The 23,295-nt window shown below is 70.0% G+C and carries 1 protein-coding gene (cut by a window edge); it reads left to right on the top strand.

The window, feature by feature from the left end; translation table 11 throughout:
• Positions 1-23,295, top strand: the 3' portion of a protein-coding gene (locus ACFVU7_RS42835; protein ID WP_388051852.1) for a DUF6349 family protein. The gene continues 13,098 nt to the left of window position 1, outside the view; only the last 23,295 of its 36,393 coding nucleotides appear in the window; its start codon lies beyond the left edge, outside the window; the stop codon is at positions 23,293-23,295.

Below are 23,295 nucleotides of genomic sequence, written 5' to 3'. Positions count from 1 at the left end.
GAGGATCTGCGGCGCCTCGCCGACCTCGACACGTTCTCCCTTACCCCAAACGGCCAGTTCGCCCTGTTTCAGGAGCCGGACGGGACATGGGCGCTGCTGGCGGCCGGCAGCGGCGTCGAGGTGGGCCGCGTGGATGAGTACGCCTACCTGAGCGGATCGGGCCTCGATCGGGCCATCGACGTTATGCGCGGACTCCCGACCCGGGAGGATGCCCTCGCCCTGTCCGAGCGCCTGGCCGCCCTGCGGGACCACCTCGGCGAGCCCGTGGGCTGGGACGACCCCGCGCTGCCCGGCTCCCTCGGTGCCTACCGGCACGAACTGGACCGCCTCGTCCTGGGCCAGCGCGCCAGCCTCGACCTGGCGGCTGGCCGCGAGGCCACGTCCACCGCGAGCCTGGTCTGGGGCCTCATCCGGTTCGACGCCGTCGAGGCCGGCGGGCCCGATGGCCGACCGCAGCTCAAGGACGGGGAGGCTTACCCCGACACCCTCCAGCCTGGTGATCGCGTCTGGTTCGATGCCGATGACGCCCACCTGCCGCATGAGGTGCTCGCCGTCCGCGACCGCGGCCCGGCCGGACTCATCACCCTGACCATCGCCCCCTTGGCCATCAGCGGCAAGGACGGCACCTTCGCCCCGGACAACCACGAGGCCAGCGACTGGGACCTGCCAGCCAACCTGCCGCTGGCCCGGGTCACCGATCAGGAACTCCAAGTCGAAGCCGCACATCAGTACAACCTGCCGACAGTCCGGGCAGGGGAGCCCGCGGCCGAGCAGAACATCGACGAGACACCCACCGGGGTAGGTACCACCGCGACGACGGATGAGGACCAACGCGGCGTAGCACTGAGCGCGTCGCCCGAATCGCTGCGGGATCTGATCGATGGCTTCGGCGATCGGGTCGTGATCGGCCACATCGGGCCGGCGCGCACCGAGCGGCACGATGCCCCACCTGCGGACCAAGGCCTCCTGACCCCGGTCGAAGGGCTGCCCGGCTTCAGCATCCGCCCCCTCTCCAGCAGCGGGGGTGACCAGCATGAGCTGGTCACCCCCGACGGCGAGACCGTGGCAACGCTCCGGCGCACACTCACCAGCAACAGCTGGCAGGCCACCGTCGGGCAGGACGTCACCGACACCACCGCGACCCTCCAAGGCGCCGCCAGCGGCGCAGCGCGCCTGTGGGCGTTCAACAACGACATCCACCTCGGACCCGACCTTGACCAGCCTTACACCACCTCCGAGGACTTGGTGGAGGGCCGCCAGCGCCTCGGCACTCAGCGTCAGGCCCTTGTCGATGCCGGCAGCCGGGCCTTCGGGCTCGACTACGCCCGTCAGCCTGAACTCTTGGCCCTCGAAGCCGCCTTCGCTGCTTGGGACGGAGCCGTCGGCCACACGGTCGGGGGCATGCGTGCCGAGGCAGACACGCTGAGTGCCTTCCTGGGCCCGGCCGCCGCGCTGCGTGACCGGATCACGGGTGAGGCCCGGGAGATGCTCGCCTTCCCGACCGCCCGCATTCTGCAGGAGGCCAGGGCGCACCAGGCACGACTGCGGGCCACCGCGGACTTCCTGGAACGCAGGGAGCAGGAGTGGGCCGCAGCCGATGCCGCACGGTTCACCGAACCCGGCTACGTCGACTTCGTGAGGTCTCAGGTCACCTTCGGTGCCCGTGATGCGGACGGGTGGATACCCGTCAGGCAGGGCGTCCTCGCCTTCGGTGCCGTGCGGCGCGCTCGGGAGGGGGAGTGGCTGGGCCTGCTCTCCGACGGCACTCTCCTGGCAGGGCCCTCCTTCCGGCGGCGGTCCGGTGCGGCGGCGGCCGTGTATGCCATGGCGATCGAGCCGACCGCCATCCGCCCCGGCCCGGTCGAGGGCGGGCAGCCGCAGGGCGCAGTACAAGGCACCCACCGTCCGGAACCGGCGACGGCCGAAGCCGGCGACGAAACGGTGCCCCAGACGACAGGATCAGCTGCTGACCGCGCCCCCGAGCCCGACCCGGATGCCTGGATCAACCGCATCCAGATCGTCACGGCGGGACGCGCAACTTACATCACGGGCACCGGGCAGTCCGGCTACTTCGAAGCGGAAGCCGACCTCCGGAAGCTGTTGAAGAAGAACAGGAACTTCGGCTTCATCGAGAGCGAGAGCCGATGGAGGTTCAAGGGGCGCCGAAACGACCTCCCCCGCGTCCTGAACGAGATCCGCGCCCACCTCGCGGACATGGACGAACGCGAAGTAGCTGCCTCCGCTGCCGCTGACAGGCACGAAGCCACCGAGGCAGCCAAGGAATACCCGCCCACCCCTCAGCAGCAGAAGATCATCGACGCGTGCCTCGCCGGTCAGGACGTCGCCGTCCAGGCCCTGGCCGGCACCGGCAAGACGTCGACGCTCCTGATGGTCACCCGCCGCCTGCCCGACAAGCGCATCGCCTACATTGCCTTCAACCGGTCGATCGCCGACGAGGCGCAGCGCAAGATGCCGCGCAACGTCACCGCCGACACCAGCCACGCCTTCGCCCGATCCGGCCTGAAGGGCACGCCGATCGAGCGCAAGGTCGCCATCGCGCGCAGCCACCCGGGAGCTCGCCGGGACAAGGACGTCGCCGAGGCTCTGGGCATCAGGCGGCCGCTCGTGTTCGACGGGGGAGAGGTGGACCCCGAGGATGCCGCGAAGATCGCCATGCAGGCGGTCCGCCGGTACCGCGAGAGCGCGGACGACGCACTCGGCCCGCAACACCTCGGCCAATGGGGCCGCACGCTCGCTATGCCCGGCCTACTGGACGCCGCCCGCCGGGCCTGGGCGGACATCACCGACCCCGACAGTGACAAGATCGTCTTCAAGAGCGACGACTACATCAAGATCTGGGCGCTGACCAGGCCCCGGCTGCCCTACGACATGATCCTTTTCGACGAGGCACAGGACATCAACCCCGTCCTGAAGCGGGTCATCCAGGAGCAGCCGACGCAGACCATCGTCGTCGGTGACAGCCAGCAGTCGATCTACAGCTTCCGCGGGGCGATCGACGCCCTCAAGGACTGGCCCGCCGACATTGTGCTCCCCCTCACCCAGAGCTGGCGCTTCGGCCCCGAGGTCGCCACCGTCGGCAACGGCTACCTGACGCTCCTTCAATCCGACCTGGAACTGCAGGGCAATCCGGCCCTGGACACGACGATCGGCCTGGTGGACGAGCCGGACGCCATTCTGACAAGGACCAACATCGGTGCGATCGGGGCCGTCTTCGAAGGGCTGGACGCCGGCAAGCGAGTCGCCATGGTCGGCGGCGGCAGCGACATCAACCTGATTGCCAAGGCGGCGAAGGACCTCCAGGCTGGCCGCCGAACCAAGCACGCGGAACTGAGCGGGTTCGAGGACTGGGACGAGGTCCGCGAGTACGCCGAGTCCAACGACGATGCCAAGGCCCTGCAGACCTTCGTACGCCTCCTCGACCGCTACAGCCCCGATGACATCATCGCCATGGTCCGACAGTTGGTCCCCGAGGACGCCAAGGACCCCGAGCAGCGCCCCCAGCTGACCGTCTCCACTGCCCACAAGGCCAAGGGTCGAGAATGGGACAACGTTCGCATCGGACCCGACTTCCCCCAGCCCAAGGAGGACACCGAGACCGGCGAGCTCATCCTGCCGGGCGGCGAGGACCTGCGCTTGGCGTACGTCACCGTCACCCGCGCCAAGCAGCGTCTCGAGCTCGGCTCACTCGACTACGTCCTGCGCGTGGCCGGCGCGGTAAGCCACCAGCCTGCCGACGGCACAAGCATCACCGCAGTACAGGAAGCCACCGAGCAGCCCCACCAGGGCGCCATCAGCCCCGTACCGACGCACCCGCAGGCCGGCCCGACGGCCCAGTCCCTTGCCGCAGCAGTCCCGGCGCCCCACCCAGCTCCGGCACGCCAGCTCGTCGCCGGGCCGCAGACCACGATCACCCTCTCCGCCCCAGCGGCCGATTGGCTCTCCGTCACCCTCACGCCGGAAAGCGCCGGACCGGCCACCCGGCCGGTCACCGGGATCCAAGCCGACGACCTGCCCGGGACAGCACTGCCAGCGACGGTGGTGGTGCCTGCCCTGGTCCGGACCGAGCACCGGACCGGGCACCTGGTGGAGCGCGACGAGGTGACCACCTGGCTCGACGCGGTCCTCGCCGACAGCCCGCTCGCGCCCGTATGGGGCAGTGAGTCCCTGCGCGCAGCGCTCGCGACCGCGGTCGGAGATGCGGTGAACGACACCCTCGCGCCGTCCGCCGACGACCTGGTGGCGTGGGTCGTCGACCATGTCGCGCAGGACACCGGCCTCCGGCAGCACGTCGAAGCGGGTCATCCGGAGGAGTTCGCCCAGGGGCTTGCCGAGGCAGTCGACGAAGCCCTCATGGACGGCGCGACTGAACATTACCTCTGGGGCTACCTCCGTGACGGTGTGCGCGAGGAGGTCCTCGCCCGCGCCACTCCCCAGGCGTACGAAAAGCTCCGCACAGTTGCTCTGCAACCCGCCGACATGGTGCCCGGCGCCGCCGAACCGTCCACCAGCAGCCCCGCCGCAGCCCCGCACACAGCCGCCGAAGTCTCGCTGACGCCCGAGGCCACGACGCCGCAGCCAGGAACACAGCTTCCCTCTTCTCCCAACGCCGAGTCGGACAGCACCCTGCGTGGCACGCCGGCGCCGACGGACGCCGTAGGCATCCTGACGACGCGGCGCCTCGACGACTCACCACCGGCGTCCGGGCACGTTGCCCCGCCCCGCGGTGTGGTGTCCTCGCACTGGAACCCCACCGAACGGGGTCAGGTTCCGAACGTCGCGGCCCAGCGTGTGCTCGCCGCGGGTGGAGACCGTACCCGCACCGCTGAGTACCTGAGGATGCTGCAGATCACCGAGCGGCTCGAGCCCCTCGCCCAGTTCGACGCCAACCGACAGCACGCGCGAGAGGAGTACCTTGGCCAGGTCAAGTCCCCGTGGGTGTGGGCCCGGCAGGCCACGGCCCTACGCAGTGACGTCGAACGGGTCGGCCAGCTCGCCCTGGTCGACTACCTCACGCGGATCAACCACGCAGGCTTCGACCCACAAGCGCTGAAGGACGTCTTCTTCGGCAACCCGCAGGGACCGGAGGCACGCCAGGCAGGCGTCGCGGGCGAGACCCGTCACCACGCCAGGCTGCGCCAGGTGTTCGCCGAGCGCCTGACGACCGCGCGGGCCGAGGCCCAGAAGGAGGGCGCCGACCCGGACGCAGTCGTGGACTTCCTGCGCCGCACGGCCGGCATGGACCCCGATCAGGACGGCGGTGACCCGTACTCGCTGGTGCCTGTACTGGACGCGGCACGCGAGGAGGCTTACCTGGCCTACGCGCGGGCGCATCTGAGCGAGGACGCACCGGCGTTCGCGGACCACCTTTGCCGTGAGGAGGAGCTGAGCGCCCGCATCCATGCCGCACCGCCGATCCCGCTTCCCGACAAGGCGCGATGGGTCGCCGGCGACGATGTGGAACCCGGCACGGTCATCCGCAGACACCGCGACGGCCAGTGGGACGATCCGCAGCTGGTCGGGGCCAACCACAGTCACAGTGTCGACCTCATACAGGTACGGCGGGAGGGCGAGTCGTACAGAGGTGGTTGGGGCCGACACTCGCACGTCGCGGTCATCGACGCCGGCCCGGACGTCACGGCCGCCAAGCGCAAGATCCGTACGCACAAGCATCTTCGTGAGAAGCTCGAGCGCAACCGGGCCGCGTGGCACGAGCACCGCCAGGACCGACCGGCCGCCGACGTCTCGCCTGTCACCTACGGGGAGGGGCTTCTCAGCGAGAAGCACCGCCGGATCGCCACCCGCGCCGTCCTGGCGCTCGCTGCCCAGCACCCCGGGCCGGGGCTGGCCGGGACCGGTGAGGCTTGGGCGCCGATGCGGTGCACCCCCGCCGATCTCGTGAAGGGCAACTGGCTCCTCAGCGGCGGCGACGACGCCCGGGTGTATCAGGTCGACGCGAGCGGCCTCAGCCGGAATCTGCGCCAGGTCATCGACCCGACGGTCGGGCCGGACATCTACCTGAGCCCGGCCCAGGAGATCACCGCACTGGTGCCGGCGCAGGATCTTGTCCTTCCCGGCGAGGACCTCCCCGGGACCGAAGACCCGGTCGAACGTAGTGCCCGACGGTTGGCTGCCGCGTCGAGCACCGAGGGACTGCTGCTCAATGATCACGGGCACCGGCTGGTCGACCTGGACCGGGACGGCGGCACGGGGCGCGTCATCGACGCGAACGGCCACACCCAGGGCTGGATCCGCGCTCGCAGCCACCGTGGCGTGCGCCAGTGGTGGGCACAGGACGGACGCGGTGGATGTCCTGCGGCCGACAGGTGGAGCGACCCGGTCGGCGCCGCTGTCTGGACCGCATGGCACACCACCAGGCCGCTGGTCGAGACGACAACGGGCCACGCCACCCCCGCACTGACTGTCGAGCAGCTGCAGCAGGTCGCTCCGCTGGTCGTCGCCTGGCGCACCAGCGAAGACCCCCGTCTCGCCGAGGCCGCCACCGCGTGGTCGCGCAACGCCGCCGCAGGCCGCCCGCTGTCCCACGGAGGACTGCCGGTCACCAGCGCACACCTGCACACGCTCGCGGACGCCACACACGAGGCGGCGGACGCGGCCGAGCCGGGCACCGGCCCGATCGAACTGTTGACGCAGGTGTTCCAGGCCCTGCGTGCCGAAGCGCAGTTCCTCGACGCGGTCTTCGCGACCCTGCCGCCCCTTCAGGAACCCGATCCGCTGACAGAGGTTCCCGCCGCAGCGAACCTCCACGGTGCCGGCAGCACCGACGGTCGGCCGAAGGAGGCCCTCGCACACCAGCTGGTGATCGGCGACCTCGTGCGCGCGCCCTACCTCACGGCCGGCGAGACGGAATGGGCTCAAGGGCGGCTCACTGGGTACTCGACAGCGACGGTCCACTCGCACGAGGGAACCGTCACCGGGCATCGCCTCTGGATCAAGGACCCCGACGGTCTGGACATTCCGTTTGTGCCCTTCGGCACCCGGGTGCAGGTGCTCACCGAGGGGCAGCTCGCCCAGGGCGTCGGCGCTCCCGCCCGATGGGAGGCGTCCCTCCTGCAAGAGAGTCCCACCGACCCGACCCCGACGGGTTGGCAGGCCGTCGAGGTGCCGAAGCGCCTGTTCGCCGGTGACATGGTCCGCATCCGCCGGGGCGAGGGCGAGGACACCCGGTACGAGAACGTCACTGTCCAGGACGGCCCCGACTACAACGACTGGTACGACACCGTGGGACCGCACCTGCGCTTCTCGATCACACGGGTCGTGGCGGTGCCGGAAGCGGACACCTGGACGCCGCCGCCTACTGAACAGGTCCTGCCCGGACTCGAACTAGCCCCCACGAACCCGCTCGACAGGACGACAACCACCGCGCCTGCGGTCGGGACAGCCCGGTTGGCGGCAGCCCAGGCGCCACCGCTCGGCGAGGTGCTGCCCAGTTCCGAAGTCGAGGACGGCAACGGGGCCGAAGGAGTATCCCTCCAGCCCGAGCTCGACGGAACCCGCTCAATCCAGCACGGGGGTCCCGTGCCAGCCCCGCCGACGGAGAAGGACTTCAAGACCGGCACCGCGCCCTACCGTGCCTGGGCCGCAGGTGACCCGGCCTACTTCCGCACCACGGACGGGTCGCTGGCCCGCGGGGAGTTCCAGGAGGTCCGGTGGCCGTACTACGTCCTGACCGACAGCGACGGCACTCCGCGCCAGGTCGGCGTACGCGATACCTGGTACCGCGACGACGAACCTGTTGTTCCGCCTGTCTGGGCAGAGGCCATGCCGGAAGGCTACGGACTGGCCCGGGCCTCCGATCTCGCCATCGGCGACGTGGTACTCACCATCGAACAGCGCAAGGAATCAACCGAGTTCGGTGTGCCCCGCATCGTCACCGGAATCCACCTGGGTCCTGACGGACTGTACGACATCGTCCTCTCCCACCTCGGGGCCAACACCAACGGCCGCTCTCTCAGCCTCGTCCCCCGCGAGATCGTCCCGCTGGCCCAGGACACCGGCATCGTCGCCCGGGCCGCGGCCCGCATGAAGCGGCCCGACATGCGGGAGCACCTGGCTATCGGAAAGCGCGGCGCGGCCCGCAACGCCGACATGGTCGCGAAGGCAGCAGCAGACGCTGCTGCCGGACGGCTCCCGGGATTCATCACCCCATTCCCGGCCCAGGACGGCTGGGCACCCGGCGACACCGTCGAGATCTATACCCGGGACGGTGTCCACGTCCCGTACGGCCACGTCACCATGGCCGAGCACGCACGGGCCTGGTGGGTCCGCGACCCCGAAGGACACGATCACCTCGTGACCGAAGGGCGGATCCGCGCCACCATCGCCCAGGCGCCGATGCCCAGGCCGGACTGGGCATCGGATCTGCCTGCCACCAGCCGGATCCTGCGCGCCGACGAACTGCTGCCAGGCCAGATCGCCCGGGAGATCCGCCCCCAGTACTTCGGGAACAAGCTGTTCGGCCGACCCTTCCTTGTAGCAGGCACCGGACCCGAACGGCTCGGCTCGACGAATCTGCGCATCTACACCTGGCTCCCCGACGAAGACCAGGCGTACTCAACCGCCGGCCGGCACCTGGAGGGCGTTCACCCCCTCACCGAATACGTCGTTGACGCGGGTCCTGACGAGCAGGACCTAGCCGCACGCCTGCTTGCCGATGTCCGGGTACAGGCACACCAGCAGGCGGCGGCGGAGCGCGCGGAGCTGATCCGGGTCAGCGCCATCGGCGCGATCGCCCCGACAGAGCATGACGCCAGCGATGACCCCACCCCCGAGGGATGGCAGGCGGTCACCGGCGGCCACCTCAGCCTCCAAGGCGGTGAGACGGTCCGTGTTCGAGGCCGCGGCAGCAGCCATCTCTCCACGAGGATCGGCCCGCTCACCGGCCGCGAGCACTACGAGAGCATGGACCCCGGCTTCCCCTTCGTCTTCCCCGCCTCGGAGATCGTCGCGATGCCGGCCGGCATGCCCGTCCCGTACCGCCCGGACACCACGTCGGCGAAGCGGCAGCAGCGCCAGACCAAGGCCCAGCCGCCCGGACAGGAACAGCTCGACTTCGACAGCCCAGCACAGACGGCGACACCGGCACCCGAACAAGCCGATCCGCAGCCGCCCACCCCTACCGCACCTCCAGGCCCGGCCGCAATCACTGCCGACAGGGTCGAGGCCTCCCAGAGCGCGCCAACCGCGGACACACGTGACGCTGCCCCACTCCCGCCCTTGGTCCGCATACAGCGCCACCACGACAGCGCGGCCGCGATCTCTGTCGACGGCCTGCGATTCTCCGCGCGCTTCGAACGGGATGACAACGGAGCCAGGCAGTGGAAGCTGTACTTCGGGGACACACTGCCCCTCGCGACGGCAAAGGACGCCGAGGGCCTGGCACCGGCGGCAGTGCGCCGAGCCGCGGAACTGTTCGAACTCCCGACCGACACCACGCTGTGGCCCAAGGCGCCTACCACCGACGATGAACAGCAGGAGGGCCTTCCCAACGCCCAGTTACAGTTCACCACCGGGGGCCGGACCTTCGTCATCAGCGACGACGAGATCCTGCACATGGCAGACACCGACGATCACCACCTGGAGGCGGACAGCAGGGAAGAACTGCTGCACGTCCTGCGCCGCTACAGCGCTGCTCAGGGCCGTAGCATCGACAGGCCCCCGTCTGCGGACGAACCCGAAAGCACTGGGCCCCGCCCCGACTGGGTGTACGTCTCCGTCGACCCGAGTACCGGCGGCACCGAGTACAAGATCCGGCAATCGGACGGAGGGTGGCTCGTCCCGTCCTCAAGCGACCGGGCCCGCCGGGCGACGCCAAAGGCAGTACCGGACATCGCCACGGTGCGCACCGACCGAGCCGAGGCTCTCGTCCTGCGCAACGGGTACCGCATGGTGGGAACCTGGGAGATCGTCAACGCGACGACCAAGCGCGCCCTGCTTGAGCTTGCGCCCCGCAGGGAACCGACGCAGTCGCCCCAGCCTGTCGTCGAGCAGGGCGTGGAGCAGAGCACCTCGGCTCCTGCCCGAGCTGCCGTGCAGGTCGAGGCACAGCTCTGGATCGAGCACAACGGATCTGTCACACGCCTGCACGGCGTCGATGCCAAAGACAAGGAGTTCGACCAGGTCCGCAAGGATGTCGGCGGGTTCCGGCGTGCTACCGCCGAACGCGGAGTGCACGACTGGGAACTGCCGACAACCTGGAAGCAGCGTGTCAAGCGCGATACCCGTGTGAACTGGCTGGTCGAGCGCTTGGCCGACCTTGGGCGCGAGATCCCCGTCTACCTCGATGCCGCGGACCGTGCGGCCGCCCTCGAGCCCGGCGGCCGCCACGACGAACCGCTCGAGCAGCTTGCCTCCGACGAACGCCGTCGACTTGAGTCCCACACCGCGGACGAGCTTTCGCGCCGCTGGTCGCCCGTCGACTTTCAGCCCGGCGACGAGATCCTCGTCGCCCAGGGCTGGTGGCAGACCGTCCGCACCGTTCAGATGACCTCCCTCGACACCGGCGACTCCACGCCGGTCCGGCCGGGATGGGTGATCGCCCGACGCAGGGCCGGCCAGATCACCACTGCCGCCTCGCCGGCCCCCACAGGACACGCCCGCCCGGGCTCGCTTGACCCGGCCAAGATGACATCCGCCGAGGTCACCGCCGAACTCGCCAACCTCGACCTTCCTGTCGCAGACCCGACACACGAACCCCTGATCGAACGCCGACGCACTCTGCTCGCCAAGCGCGCCGAGCACCACCGCGGCCGAAACGTCAGCCGCGAGCAGGAACGTGCCCAACTGCGCGGGTGGATGGCCCACCCGGAGCAGGCACCTCCGCAGCTGGTGCGGGTCACCGAGGAGGACGGCACTCTGATCGGCTGCGTTGTGCCTGCTGGCAACGGGTTCCAGGCCGTGGACGTCGAGGGCGGCTCCGCGATGGACATGATCTTCGGGGCAGTACCGGACGCAGTCGCGGGATGCCACGAGCTGCGCAGGCGCCACGAGGACCGGACACCGGCCGGCTGGAGCCACGCGGGCTGGTCACAGGTCGCTCCCGGTGAGACCGCCCGGCTGCCCCACCCGGAGATCACCCGACGAGGCGAACTCGCTGTCACCCCAGACCGCTGGGGCGAGCCGTTCGTCCTGCGCTCGGTCGAACGAGCCGACGACGGCTCTCTGACCCTCAGCGGAGAACGGCACGGACAGACCTTCACCGAGAAGATCCCCCCTGACACAGCCAACCTGGGCACCGCCCGGCCCGCCGAAACCGCGTCCCCGGCCGCAGGCGGCCGCAACTGGCTCGACATGCAAGAGCGAGAATTCGGGCTCCCCGAACCGGCCGCCCAAGCACCCGCGGACCCATTGGCTGCAGACCCCTACGGAACCCCGCCCATCACCACTGCCGACACCGCCCAGGACACGCTGCGCGCCGCCGGCGACCCGGAGCCCCCACAAGACCAGACACCGCCAGAAGCGAGCCCCCAGTATCCCACGCTCGCACCCCCGGGCCCAGACACGCCTGATCAGGCGGCCATCACCGAGGACACCCAGGCCGGACAGCTCAGCCTCGCCCTGACGACCGAGGGCGACCAACCGATCCCGCCGGCCGGAATGACCCTCGCCGACCACGGCGACAACTCCTGGACCGTCACCCGACGCGACAAGAAGTCCTTCACCGTGGTCCGAGACATCATCACAGAGGGGGAGCCACTACACCTGACGGGTCCGGGCGGTTCAGTCGTTGCCACTTCCACCAGCTGGCCGGCGATCTTCGACGCCATCGCGCAGAATCGCGCCGCCTCCCGGACCGAGGAGACGACAGCGCGCCCCCAGGAGGAGCCCGACCGGACGAAACTGCCCGTGCAGCCGCACACAACGACCTCCGACGACGCAGGAACCGTCCAGGCCGGACTGGAACCCGGCGAATCCGTCATACCGTACGAGCGCCCGCAGAACCCGGATGAACTCCGCTATCACCCCCCAGCCGACGAGGACTGGGTCTTCACCAGCAAGGAAGGTTACAAGTACCGTCTGACGAAGGAGAGTTACAAGACTGCCACCTGGCGTGTCACCTGGATGCCCTGGTCGCAGTCGTCTTCGAACGGTGGCTACCAGTGGCTCGGACACAACCCGACGAGGGCTGTGGCACTGGCTTGGATTCGGCGCGACAGCCAGTCGCAGGCGCTGGCTGCCGGCCGGTGGGAACGCTGGGGCCACCTGAACAAGCAGGTGCCGTTCTCACTCACGCTGGAAACCGAGGAGATGGAGCCCGGCGTCGTGCGCGTGGCACGCTTCGGACGCCAAGCCATCGCCGCCGACTATCCGTGGGGCTGGGAGATCTCCCAGCGTGGCCGCTTGGGGGAGAACCCCAACCGGCGCTACGGCGACGGGGCCCGCCTGGAGCTCGCTGCCCATCAGCTGACCTACCAGGGCCTGCTCGACGTGCCCGACGACCGCCTCCGGGTCGTCAGTACCTACCGAGAGACGGACGAACCCTGCGCGGAAGGCGGACCCCAGCACCTTGGATCCTGCGCGTCCAAGGCCAAAGACCGCCGCTTCCTGGTGGAGATCCTCGATGACAACGGATCGCCTCTGGGCACCGTGGTCATCTGCCACCAGCACCTCGCGCACCGCCTTACTGGCGACGGTTGGTCCAGCCGCGAGACAGCCACCGTGGCCCACGCACTCTCCGGGGCCGGCACCTGGGTCGACTGGGAGGACAAGCTCAACGACCTCGTGTGGACCCTCGTCGGACCGGCCGTTGACGCGGGACAACCAGTTCCGGATGTCAAGACCGCGTTGTATGACGCCGCCCTTGCCGACGGCGACACCCGGGCCGCCCGGGCTGCCAAACGGGCATCCCGCCAGCGCGGGGAGGGCAAGGCCCAGCAGGACCAGGCTGCGGACGCCGTGACAGCCGAGCGGCAGGCCGACCGGGCCGGCCTGATCGAGCGGGCGGAGGCCGACGAGAAGCAGCGGCGGGATCGACTCCGCTCCGCTCCCGAGGACGAAACGGAGGCAGAAGCGACCGAGGAGGAACAACCCGGTGCCGTGAGCGGCACCGAAGCCCCCGACGCAGCCCCGGACAGCACCGCACCCAGCCCCTTCGAGTTCGGAGAGGAAGTCCACGGCCACCAGGGTCTCGTCGGCCGGTTCATCGGCGTCGACGACGAGGGCAGCGCTCTCGTCCGTTCCCACGAAGGCATCCACGTACCCCGGCCGGTGCGCGAGCTGTGGCGGCCCGGCGAGGACCCCGTACCCCAGCGCTCCCGAGAGGCCTGGCCTGCAGCCCTGGCCCAGGCCGCCACCACCGAAGGCATCGACCTCGCCGAGGAAGGCGCACGCCTTTCGCATCTCGACGAAGCCGCCGGCCATGGACTCGTCACCGACACGGACGGGAACATCATCGGCTGGATCCGGGCCCGCACCGACCTGAAGGGGCGACGCGAATGGTGGGGCCAGGACGCCAGAGGCGGCGCCCCCCACCTCATGCAGTGGCACGACGCGATGCCCGACACCGCGGGCATTCCGCAGCTCCGGGCTGCCAAGGGCGCCGCCTACGACCACACGACCGGCCTGCGCCGCGACAAGCGTCCCACTCTCCCCGGTGAAGCCCGCGAGGAGCTGACCCTCACGGCCGCCCGGGTACGCGAAATCGACCTGTTGCAACTCCCTGACGACCTCGAGAACGGGCCTGAACCGCTCAACTTCAGGCCCGGAGTGTGGCTTCGGTACGTCTTCAGCTCTGCCCAGATGCGCGCCTACGCCGAGGCCGCTCGCACCGCCGCCGCCGAGACCGGCGACAGCACCCCAGCGGAACGTCGCCGGAAGCAGGTCCTCGAGCGCCTCGCCGAGTGGCTTCCCCTCAAGGCCCACGAGGCGGAGACCCGCCTCGTCACCCTGCCGCGCCCCGGCGAGCCTGACCCATGGGCTACTCCCTATCAGAACACCCGACCGACCCAGGCACCGACCGACGCCGGCGAACCCGCACCGCAAGCCACAGAGACATCCGAATCGGCTCCCACGGCTGACCCCACCAGCAGCGAACCCACCACCTCCACCCAGCCCTCAGAAGGGGACCCGGTGAGCGAAGCACCCCCGATCCCCGACACTGAAGGCGCCCACTACATCGGCCAGCCCGGCCAGGTACTCACCCCCATCCTGGCCGAGGTCGTCGAATCCGACATCGTCAACGGCGCCAAGGGCCCTGCACTCCTCGTCCGGCTGCGCACCTCCGCCGGCCAGTCCCTGGTCCTGTGGAACCCGGAAGGCAGCCTTGTCGCGGCAGGAGACCAGGTCCTCGTCAGCGGCACGGTGGGCAAGCACTCGGTCTTCGCGGGCGAGCCGCGGACCGAACTGCGACGTGCCCGCCTCGAGCTGGCCGCCGACGCGCAGGAGCGGGCAACAGCCCGCCAGGCCGCCCCCGCCGGATGGACCGTGATCACGCATGACCAGATTCCTCCGCAGCTGGCGGTCGGGGACCAGGCGCGCGTCATCGACCTGGACGGCCCGTTCGCCAGACCCGACACACCGAACACGGTCGGCAGGTACTCGCCGCGTATGACCCGGCCCGCTGTCACCAGCTACAGCACGGTGACCGTCGACTCGGTCACTGAACACCCGGCAGGCGACCGCTACACAGGTCACACCCGACACGCTCGCAAGATCGAATTCTCGGCCGCGGACATCGCCGCCGTCATGCCCAAGGCCCCTGGGGCTCCCGCTCCCGCGCTGCTCCTGCCAGCCGCGCGGACGGTGGCAACCCAAGCCGAGGCGGAGCCTCAGAGGACGGTTCAGCCGGACACCGCAGACCTGTCGCCCTCCGAGCGCAGTCACCTGCGCGCTGTACTCTCCGACCTGTCCTTCAACCGCCGTGTGGCGCTATGGGTCGCACAACCCCTCCAAACGGGCGACGACGTCCTGATCGCCGACAACGACTGGCTTACCGTCGCCGACGCCAACCCCAACACCCTCCGCACCACCAACGGCGAATTCCACAACATCGCCTCCGTATATGCCATGCGACGCGACGCCGTGATCACCACCGCCGCCACCGTCCCGCCCCTGGCAGAGGTGACCGCAGCACCAGAGAGCCCAACGGAGCCGAGCCTCGACGAAGACGGCCCGTTCACGGACCCGGCCACCCTCCTCCGTGCGCATCAGCAGCTGAGGCAGGCACTGGTTCTCCTCAAGGCCCTCATCGGCAAGAACGAGATCACGGCGGAGGAGGCGTCGAAGAGCATCCTGGCTGCCGCCCGTTCCGACTCCGGATCGGGCCCCTCTACCGCCCTGACGGCGGAGAATCTCATCCCGCCGCCAGACATGGTCACGGCTGCTCGCGTCCTGGCCGGCCACCCGGACGACGCGAAACGACATGCCGCGCAGAGGGCCTCACGCCACAAGGACCACAACGTCCGGATCGAGGCGAGGACAGACGCCGGGCACCCGATCAGGTCGGTTCGCAGGGCCGCCCGCGCCCTTCACACCCTTGCCGAACACTTCGTCGGGCGCCTGGAAGCGACGCCCGAAGCCGAGCTCAGCACGTTGGCCCTCGGCGCGGGGGCGTGGGCGACCGGACCCGATGTGGAGGTCCCCGACGGGTGGGCGTTCTCCGCAGCTCCCGGGTCGCTCGCCGAGGGCCAGGACGTGCGTGTGCAGAACAGCGACGGCAGCTACTCCATCGCACGCCTCCGTGAGACCGGCACGGGCCCTTGGCAGGCCACCGACCTTGCTACCGGGCAGCCGCGAATCGTCGGTGCCGCCTCCGTCGTTGCGCTGCCGGCCGACCAGACGCCCGATGACCCCGGCGCGTCCGGTGATGAAGCCGACCCCACCAGCATCCTGAGGAGAGCAGCCTCCGGGGAATGGGGGCGTACGATCGCTGCCCTCGCACTTGGCACCCCCGAGCGGAACACGGACCCTCGCCGCGCGGCACAGGCACTCCACCAGCTCGCCACCTCTCTTCGCTCGTGGGGCGCCGCGGTGCCGACGTCGATCGGAGCGCTCACTGCCCCTGACACACAGGCCGATGGCGGCGACCAGCCGTTCTTCGACGACGCCGACCATCTGAGGGAGCACTACCGCCAACAAACGATTCCCCGCGCACACGATCAGCGAGCAGCCCGGATGCGCCACGAGGAACGCATCCGTCTGTCCGCTGACGAGCACTTCTCCCTCTCCGAGGGTGGACGACTCGTCATCATGCGAGCCGGCGAAAAGCCGATCAGCGGGCGCCGCCCGAACCGTGGCAACGACGCGGGCTGGGAGATTCGGCTGCCGTGGTTCCTGACCAGGATCAACAACCTCGGCAAGATCAGCACTCGCACTCATGCCCAGATGGTCGCCAACGCACTGGAGTCCATCACCAACGCCGACGGCAGTCCGTTCTCCTGGGACGCCCCCGAGGTGGACGAGCTCATCAGGGACTTCCGCGACCGCGAAGGCCGTGACTTGGCCGAGGCCATCGCCCACACACTCGCCGCCACCCCCGGCCTGGACGACGACGGCACGTTCGCCCGCACCGCGGCCCGCCTGCGTGCCCACCGGGAGCCCGCCTCCCCATTCCCACAGCCCCCCTCCCCGCAGACGCAGTTCCAGACCACCACGCCGACCGCGCCACCTCCCCGACCCTCGATGTCAGCTACCCCCATCACGACAGACATAGGTACACCCCAGGAAGCACCCGACCCCGACAGCGTGGCCCCCCGAACGCACCCGGCCGGCGATCAGACCGCCACAACCGCAGACCAGGTCCTGAACCCCGCCCTAGCCAGCCTGGCGCCGACCAAGCACCCCGAAGACACCCTCCCGACGCCGGAACCCCGTACAGAAGGCCTACCCGCCCCAGCCACCGGGCCGCCTGTACCCCCGGCGCCAGCCGCTCCTCCCGCAGATCAGCAGGCCGCCTGGCGAACTGCCCTTGGGCACCCCACCACCGTTCCTGACGGCGCCGCCCCGGACAGCCACTGGCCGAGCGTCGAGTCCCGCGGGAACGATCACCGCGGCGCCTGCCTGTGCTGCTCGCATCGAGGTCCCGCGCGCAGCGACCAGGCGAGCGCCGTCGCGGACGCGCTCGACCACACGCACCCTGGCTGGCGTGCGACCCCCGTCTTCGCGTCGCCGTTTTGGATGGACGCCGTCAGCCTGCCGCGCCGCTCCCGGGACGCCGAGGCGTGGGCGCGGGCCTCCCAAGCGGTGCTTCCAGACGGCTGGGTCGACACCGCCGGTCCTGTTCGCGTGCACGGCGCGGAGCCGGCTGTCAGGCCACCGAGCAGCGGCAGCGGCCGGTACGAGGTCATCACGACTGAGCCGGTCCACGTTCTGATCGCCCGAGACAAGACAGGCCAAGGCATACTCACCTTCCGGCCCATGCCGGGCACCACCCGGCCCACCGACGCAGTGGCCGCACGTTCACTGCTGACCGCCGCGGCCGAGCAGGCGGACGACCAGCGACGCGAAGCCCTGCGCATGGCGCACCAGGCCAAGACACTCGACCCGGTAGCGGACGGCCTGTTTGTTACCTTCCGCGCGGACAACGGGTGGAACCTGATGCCTGCTGGCGGCGCGCTCACCCCCCTGCCCCCGGCCCTGCGGCGCTTCATCAGCAAGGCTGAGGCGATCGCATTCGCCGGCCGGGCGGCGATCCTCCTGCACACGCCACCGCTGGCCGGCGCCACCCCGCCTCTCGACTTCGCGGACCCGCAGTTCGAGGAAGCCCTCGCCCGCCACCTCGTCGGCATTGGCGCTCACCCCTCCACCCTGGCACACCTGCTGCTGGCCACCCGCGCCGGCCTTGAACGGGACCACCAGCGCTACGGGTCCCACTTCGTCCGTGAATGGGCCCCGTTCGAGCACAACCCCAACCGGGCAGCCCCCCAGGACGGACACGCCTGGGCCGACGAGCTCGAGCAGGGCGACTGGATCTCCATCACCATCCCCGGCCACCCCACACGCCAAGTAGCCCAGATCGTCGCCGCCACCACAGACGCCCTGGGTGCCGTCCACCTCGACCTCGACATCGGCGGCACCCTGACCAGCCACACGGTGGCCCGCAACACCTCCATCGCCGGCGCCATCACCCCCCAGCCCGACGATCCCGATGCCCGGGCGACGACGGCCGAGCCGGAGAAGGTCGCAGGAGCCGCCGAGGCCCCTGAGGTTCCTGTCGACGTTGAGGAACCCACCGCCGATGCCGTCGACGTCGCCGCCAAGCCGACAGGGACTGGACCGTCCCCCGACCCCCAGGACCCAGCCACCATCGTTCGCACCGCGTTGCTTGCGAGGCTCGACGAGTACCAGGACGTTCTGGACTCGGAGCCGGGAATGGCCCGCTTGGCACGGGACGCCGCCCCCGGGCCGGTCATCGACGAACAGGTCCTGTATCTCGCTGTCGTTCCCACCCCCGAAGGAGCGAAAGCCGCCGCGGCGCTCGGCCACGAGCCTGACCCGAACGCGGCAGCGTGGACTGCGACCGAACTTCGGGCCGCCGACCCGAACGACCTCCTTGCCGCTCTCAGCGCCCCTGCCGTCGTCGAGCCACACACCAAGCCGGACGAAGCCCCTGCTCCGCAGACCCCGACACCGGCCGACACACCCACCAGCGAACGACTCCACCAACTCCTGGCCGCCGCCCAGCACCTGCTCGTCAACAGCCTCAGCACGGGCGCACGATCCGAGCCCGCCCGCCGCTACCTCGCCGAACGGGGCGTGGCCGCGGACAGCCCCATCGCCGCGAACTGGGGCATCGGCTACGCCCCCGGCGGTTCGGGCACCTACCTGACCGATGCCCTGCGAGCCCAGGGCTTCACCGACGCCGAACTCCTCGCGGCCGGCGTCAGCTCGGACGGCGATCGAGGCCTGTTCGATGCTCTGCGCAACCGCGTGACCTTCCCCATACTGAGCCGCGACGGCCACGTGACCGCATTCACCGGGCGCGCCCTGCGCGAATCCGCCACCAGCCCCAAGTGGATGAACACCCGAAACACCGCCCTGTACACCAAGGCCGAGGCCCTGCTCGGCCTCGGCCACCACCGCCAGGCCCTGGACGACCAAGGCCCGTTCGTCATCGCGGAAGGCGCCTTCGACCTCGTGGCCGTGGGCGAGGCCCTGCACCGCGACGACCGCCCCGCACCAATCCCCGCCGGACCATGCGGAACCGCCCTCACCGAACAGCACGTATGGGCACTCGCAGCCCTGGACCCGCGACGCGACATCGTCCTCGTGTTCGACCCGGACGAAGCCGGTGACAAGGCACTGCGAGCAGCCTGGGACCTGCTCCGCAACTGGCAGGGCCGCGTCTTCGCGATCCGACTGCCCGCAAGCAACGACCCTCGCGTCAAGAACGACCCCGGTCGGATCTTCGAAACGCAGGGCCCTGACGCGCTCCACTCCCTCATGCTCGCTCACCTGCAGCCGGCGTTCGACGCCGTCCTGGACGCCGAACTCGCCCCACTGATCGGTGACCCGAACCAGGCGTGGAAGGCGACCGAGACGGCCGTCGAGCTGATCATCAAATCCGGAGACCCGCAGCAGATCTCGCGCCAACTGCCCCGACTGGCCGTCCTGGGCCTGGACACGGAGACGCTGGCGGAGGAGATCGAACGCGAGCTGTCCCACCTCGCCGACCAGGCTCTGGCAGATGCCTCCATGCGTGAACTGCGCGCAGCCCGGGCGGAAACGGCAACCACGACGCAACCGGGCCACACCCAGAGGCCGAGCATGACCGCACCAGAAGCCGCTGCTCCGCCCCACCCCGAGGACACCTCCACCATCCCGCACGCAATCGAACAATCAGAGCCCGCGCCAGCACCCGAACTCGCGCCGGAACCGGTCCCGCCCACCCCCGCGCCGGTCGGCTCGCCCGCATGGCTCACCTACTGGGCCGGCCAGCTACCGGAGCAACTGCCCACCAGCGTTGCCCCGATTGAACGCGTGCAGTTCCTCAACCTCGTCCGGGACCTGGCGTTCCGCCTTGTCGACGGGCCGGACCACTTGCGCGGGCTCGAGGAGCGGGTCATCGAGGCCACGGAGATGTTCGCGCGTGGCGATGGAGACCAAGCGCTGCGGCACCTCATCACCGCGGCAGGCGAGCACCCCAATTACGAGGAGATCGGCCGCGTCCGGCAGATCCTCACTCAGGCCGACTCCCCAAAGCAACCTACACAGTCACCCAACCCGTCAGAACCCGGCCCGAAGGAGGAACCAAGCGTGACAACCCCCGCCCCCCAAGGCCGGGCTGGCCAGCCCGACGACCCCTACCGGCACCCCATGGGCAAGCCCGTCGGATCCGCCGAAGGACCGAGCTTCGCCATCGCCCGCGGCCTCATCACCGCAGAGCTCAAGCGCACCGACCTTACCGTCGAACAGCGACTGGAACTCCAGGAACGCTGGATCCTCAACGCCCGCGGCGAGGACGACGAGAACCGCGCCACCTACGGCGATCCCATCGACGGAGCCTTCCCCGACACACAGCACCGCGTGTGGATCGACCGAGACTTCACCGCTCGTGAACCGTCCCGGCTCGTTGCCGGCGCCCCCGCCGGCCAGGACCCCGTGGGCGCACGACTGGCCCTGATTCGACACCTCACGACGCGAGCCGCGCAGGAGGCAAACGACCGCCCCGACGTCGCGGCAGCATTCCGAGACACAGCCCGGCAACTACGCCTGGAGGTCACCGGCCGCCCGTCCGACCGACCAGGCGCCCCCGTCCTCAGCGACCCCCCGCCCGAGCTGATCACCAAGGCGACTCGAATCATCAGCCTCGGCGCCACCGCCTCACCGCTCCCGCTCTGGTACCACCTGGGGATCGACTACGCGGCCGCCGAGAAGCTCCTCGACGCCATGGAAACGGCCGAAGCCGTCGGTCCGGTGACTCCAGGTGTCACACCGCGAGCCGTCAGGCAGCGCCCGACGCCAGGCGGAGCCTCGGCCGGCACCGCCCCACAACCACAGGCCCAGGCCACCATGCAGGCACAAGCGAACCCAGCGACGAACACCGCCGCCGGACTCAGCTCGCCCGACAACCAGGCAACCCCGATAGACCAACTCACCGACACCGCGGCCACCGCGATCACCGAAACGGCAGGCGACACTCCAAGCGCCACAGAACGGGTCGAGAAACTGCGCCGGGAGATTGCTGCGCTGCGCGCCCACGTCGAGCAGATGTTCACCCCGGAAGACGCCGCCGCCACCCAGACCACCACCACCCCGGAGAGCCCCGCCACCCTGGCCGAGGCCATCGGCGCCGTCGAACGTGACGCGGCCTGGTACCTGAACATGCCTCAGTGGCTGAAGATCCAGAGCATCCAGGCCGCCGCCATGAATGCCTGGTCGACGATCAACGAGCACCTTCAGCACACGCCCGGGGAAGCCCGACTCGAACGTCTGGCCCGGGCCGTCACCGCTCTCGGCGCCCAAGGCATCGCCGCCGCCGCATTCAGCCTCGGCAGCGAGCTCGCGGCCCGCGGCCAGAGCGGATCTCCGGCCTGGACCGCCCTGCGAAACCTCTTCCGCGCCGCCGACGGACTGCGGGCCAGGGTCCTGGGACATCAACCCTCGCCGGAAGCCGCTCAGGAACAGGCCGGCATCGAAGCAGATCTGCAGGCTTTCGCCAAGGAGATGCGCACCGAACGAGAGCAGCAGCCATCCAACACACCGCCCCAGGCCCACACCTCGCCTGAACCACCACCGGCCGAGCCCGCCGCCAAACCGGCCGACAACCACCGACCCACCTGGCTGCGCAGCGCCAGCCAAGGAATCGGCACCTGGCTGACAGACATGGATCGGCACCTCGGCCGGGCCGGAAACCGAGCCTGGGACGGGATCATGTCCCTCTGGAACCGCATGTCCGACGCCCTCCAGGCAGCCCTCGACAGCGGCGACAGATTCGCGACCGACCTGCGCTCCCTCGGACTCCTCAGAACCCTCTGGATGCGCGCCGTCGAGAAGGCCAGCGACCTCCTCGCCAACTTCACCGACCACCGTGCCAGCAGCAACAAGCCTCCCACCCGCATCGACGAACTCGCCCGCAGAGCCCGACACCACCTCGAGGAGCACCGCGAGCACCTACGCGGGACCCTGCCGTCCGACCGATTCCGACCCGAGGGCTACTACGACGACACCTCCTTCCTAAGCCGCTCCCGCGCCTCCCAGACGCTGCGCACCGAGCGCCGTGCAATCCTTCACGGCCTCCAACAACCGAACCTCGCCCCCCAACGGCGGCTCGCCCTTCAAGAACAATGGATCGTGAACGCCCACCACGAGGACGCTCTCGGCCAGAACCACGCGCGAGCCAGCGGGGTACCCGACGCGGCCCAGCAGAGCCAGCTGCCCTTGCCCGAACACGCCGCTCTGCGGGAACCCTCCGAGCTGGTCGCAGGATCCCGACCCACTCCCGACCCCATCACCGCCCGCGCAGACCTCGCACGACACCTAGACGTGCGAGCCGACCAACTCGGACGAAGCCACCCCGAGCAGGCTCAACTGTTCAGAAAGGTTGCACAAGGACTGCGCCTGGAGATCACAGGCCGGCCTCAGGCCCTCCTCGACGGGAATCCCCTCCCGGCGGAGACCATCCGTGCCGCCGCCCGCATCATCGCCGAAGGCGGCCCCGCCTCTCCCCTTCTACTTCGAGACCGGCTCGACCTCAGCTACAGCGATGCCGAACGCGCCCTACAGACCCTCGACAGCCTCGGCATTGTCGGTCCGATCCCCGCCATCGGACAGCAAGGCGCATCCCTACGGCCCACCCTCATCAGGCCAGACCAAGTCGCGAGCCTCGACCAGCGGATCGCCGGGGCCACGACCAATCCGACCCAGCCGCGCACTCAGCAGCCGCCTGCCCGCCCGACACCGCTGGCCGACCTGAAATCCGCCGAAGTTCACTCCACCCTGCGCGCCTTTGCCCAGGAGCAACTTCGCCGCGTAGGACCGAACACCCCTGAGGGCAGGATCACAAAAAACCTTCTGGACTCACTGGAATCCAAGACAACCAGACCCACCACCACCCGCAACACCCAGAACAAGGCAGCAGCACCAGCCGTCCTGGCCTCGCTGCAGGCAGCCGCAGCAAACACCCCGGCCGCGCATCGCGACGCCGAGATCATGAGGCAGCTCGCCAAGAACGCACTGCAAGGAGTTGTCCCCGCAAGCGTCGCAGTCGGGCGTGGTCCCGCCAGTCCAGCGAACAAGCGACAGGTCAAGACCGGGGTACGACCCGTACAGCAGCAACAGCGGCCGCAGTCGCCAGCGGCCGGACGCCGAGGACCGGCGTGA

The sequence above is a fragment of the Kitasatospora sp. NPDC058046 genome (assembly GCF_042885595.1).
GTDB lineage: Bacteria > Actinomycetota > Actinomycetes > Streptomycetales > Streptomycetaceae > Kitasatospora.
This window is presented reverse-complemented; position numbering and strand designations above follow the sequence as displayed.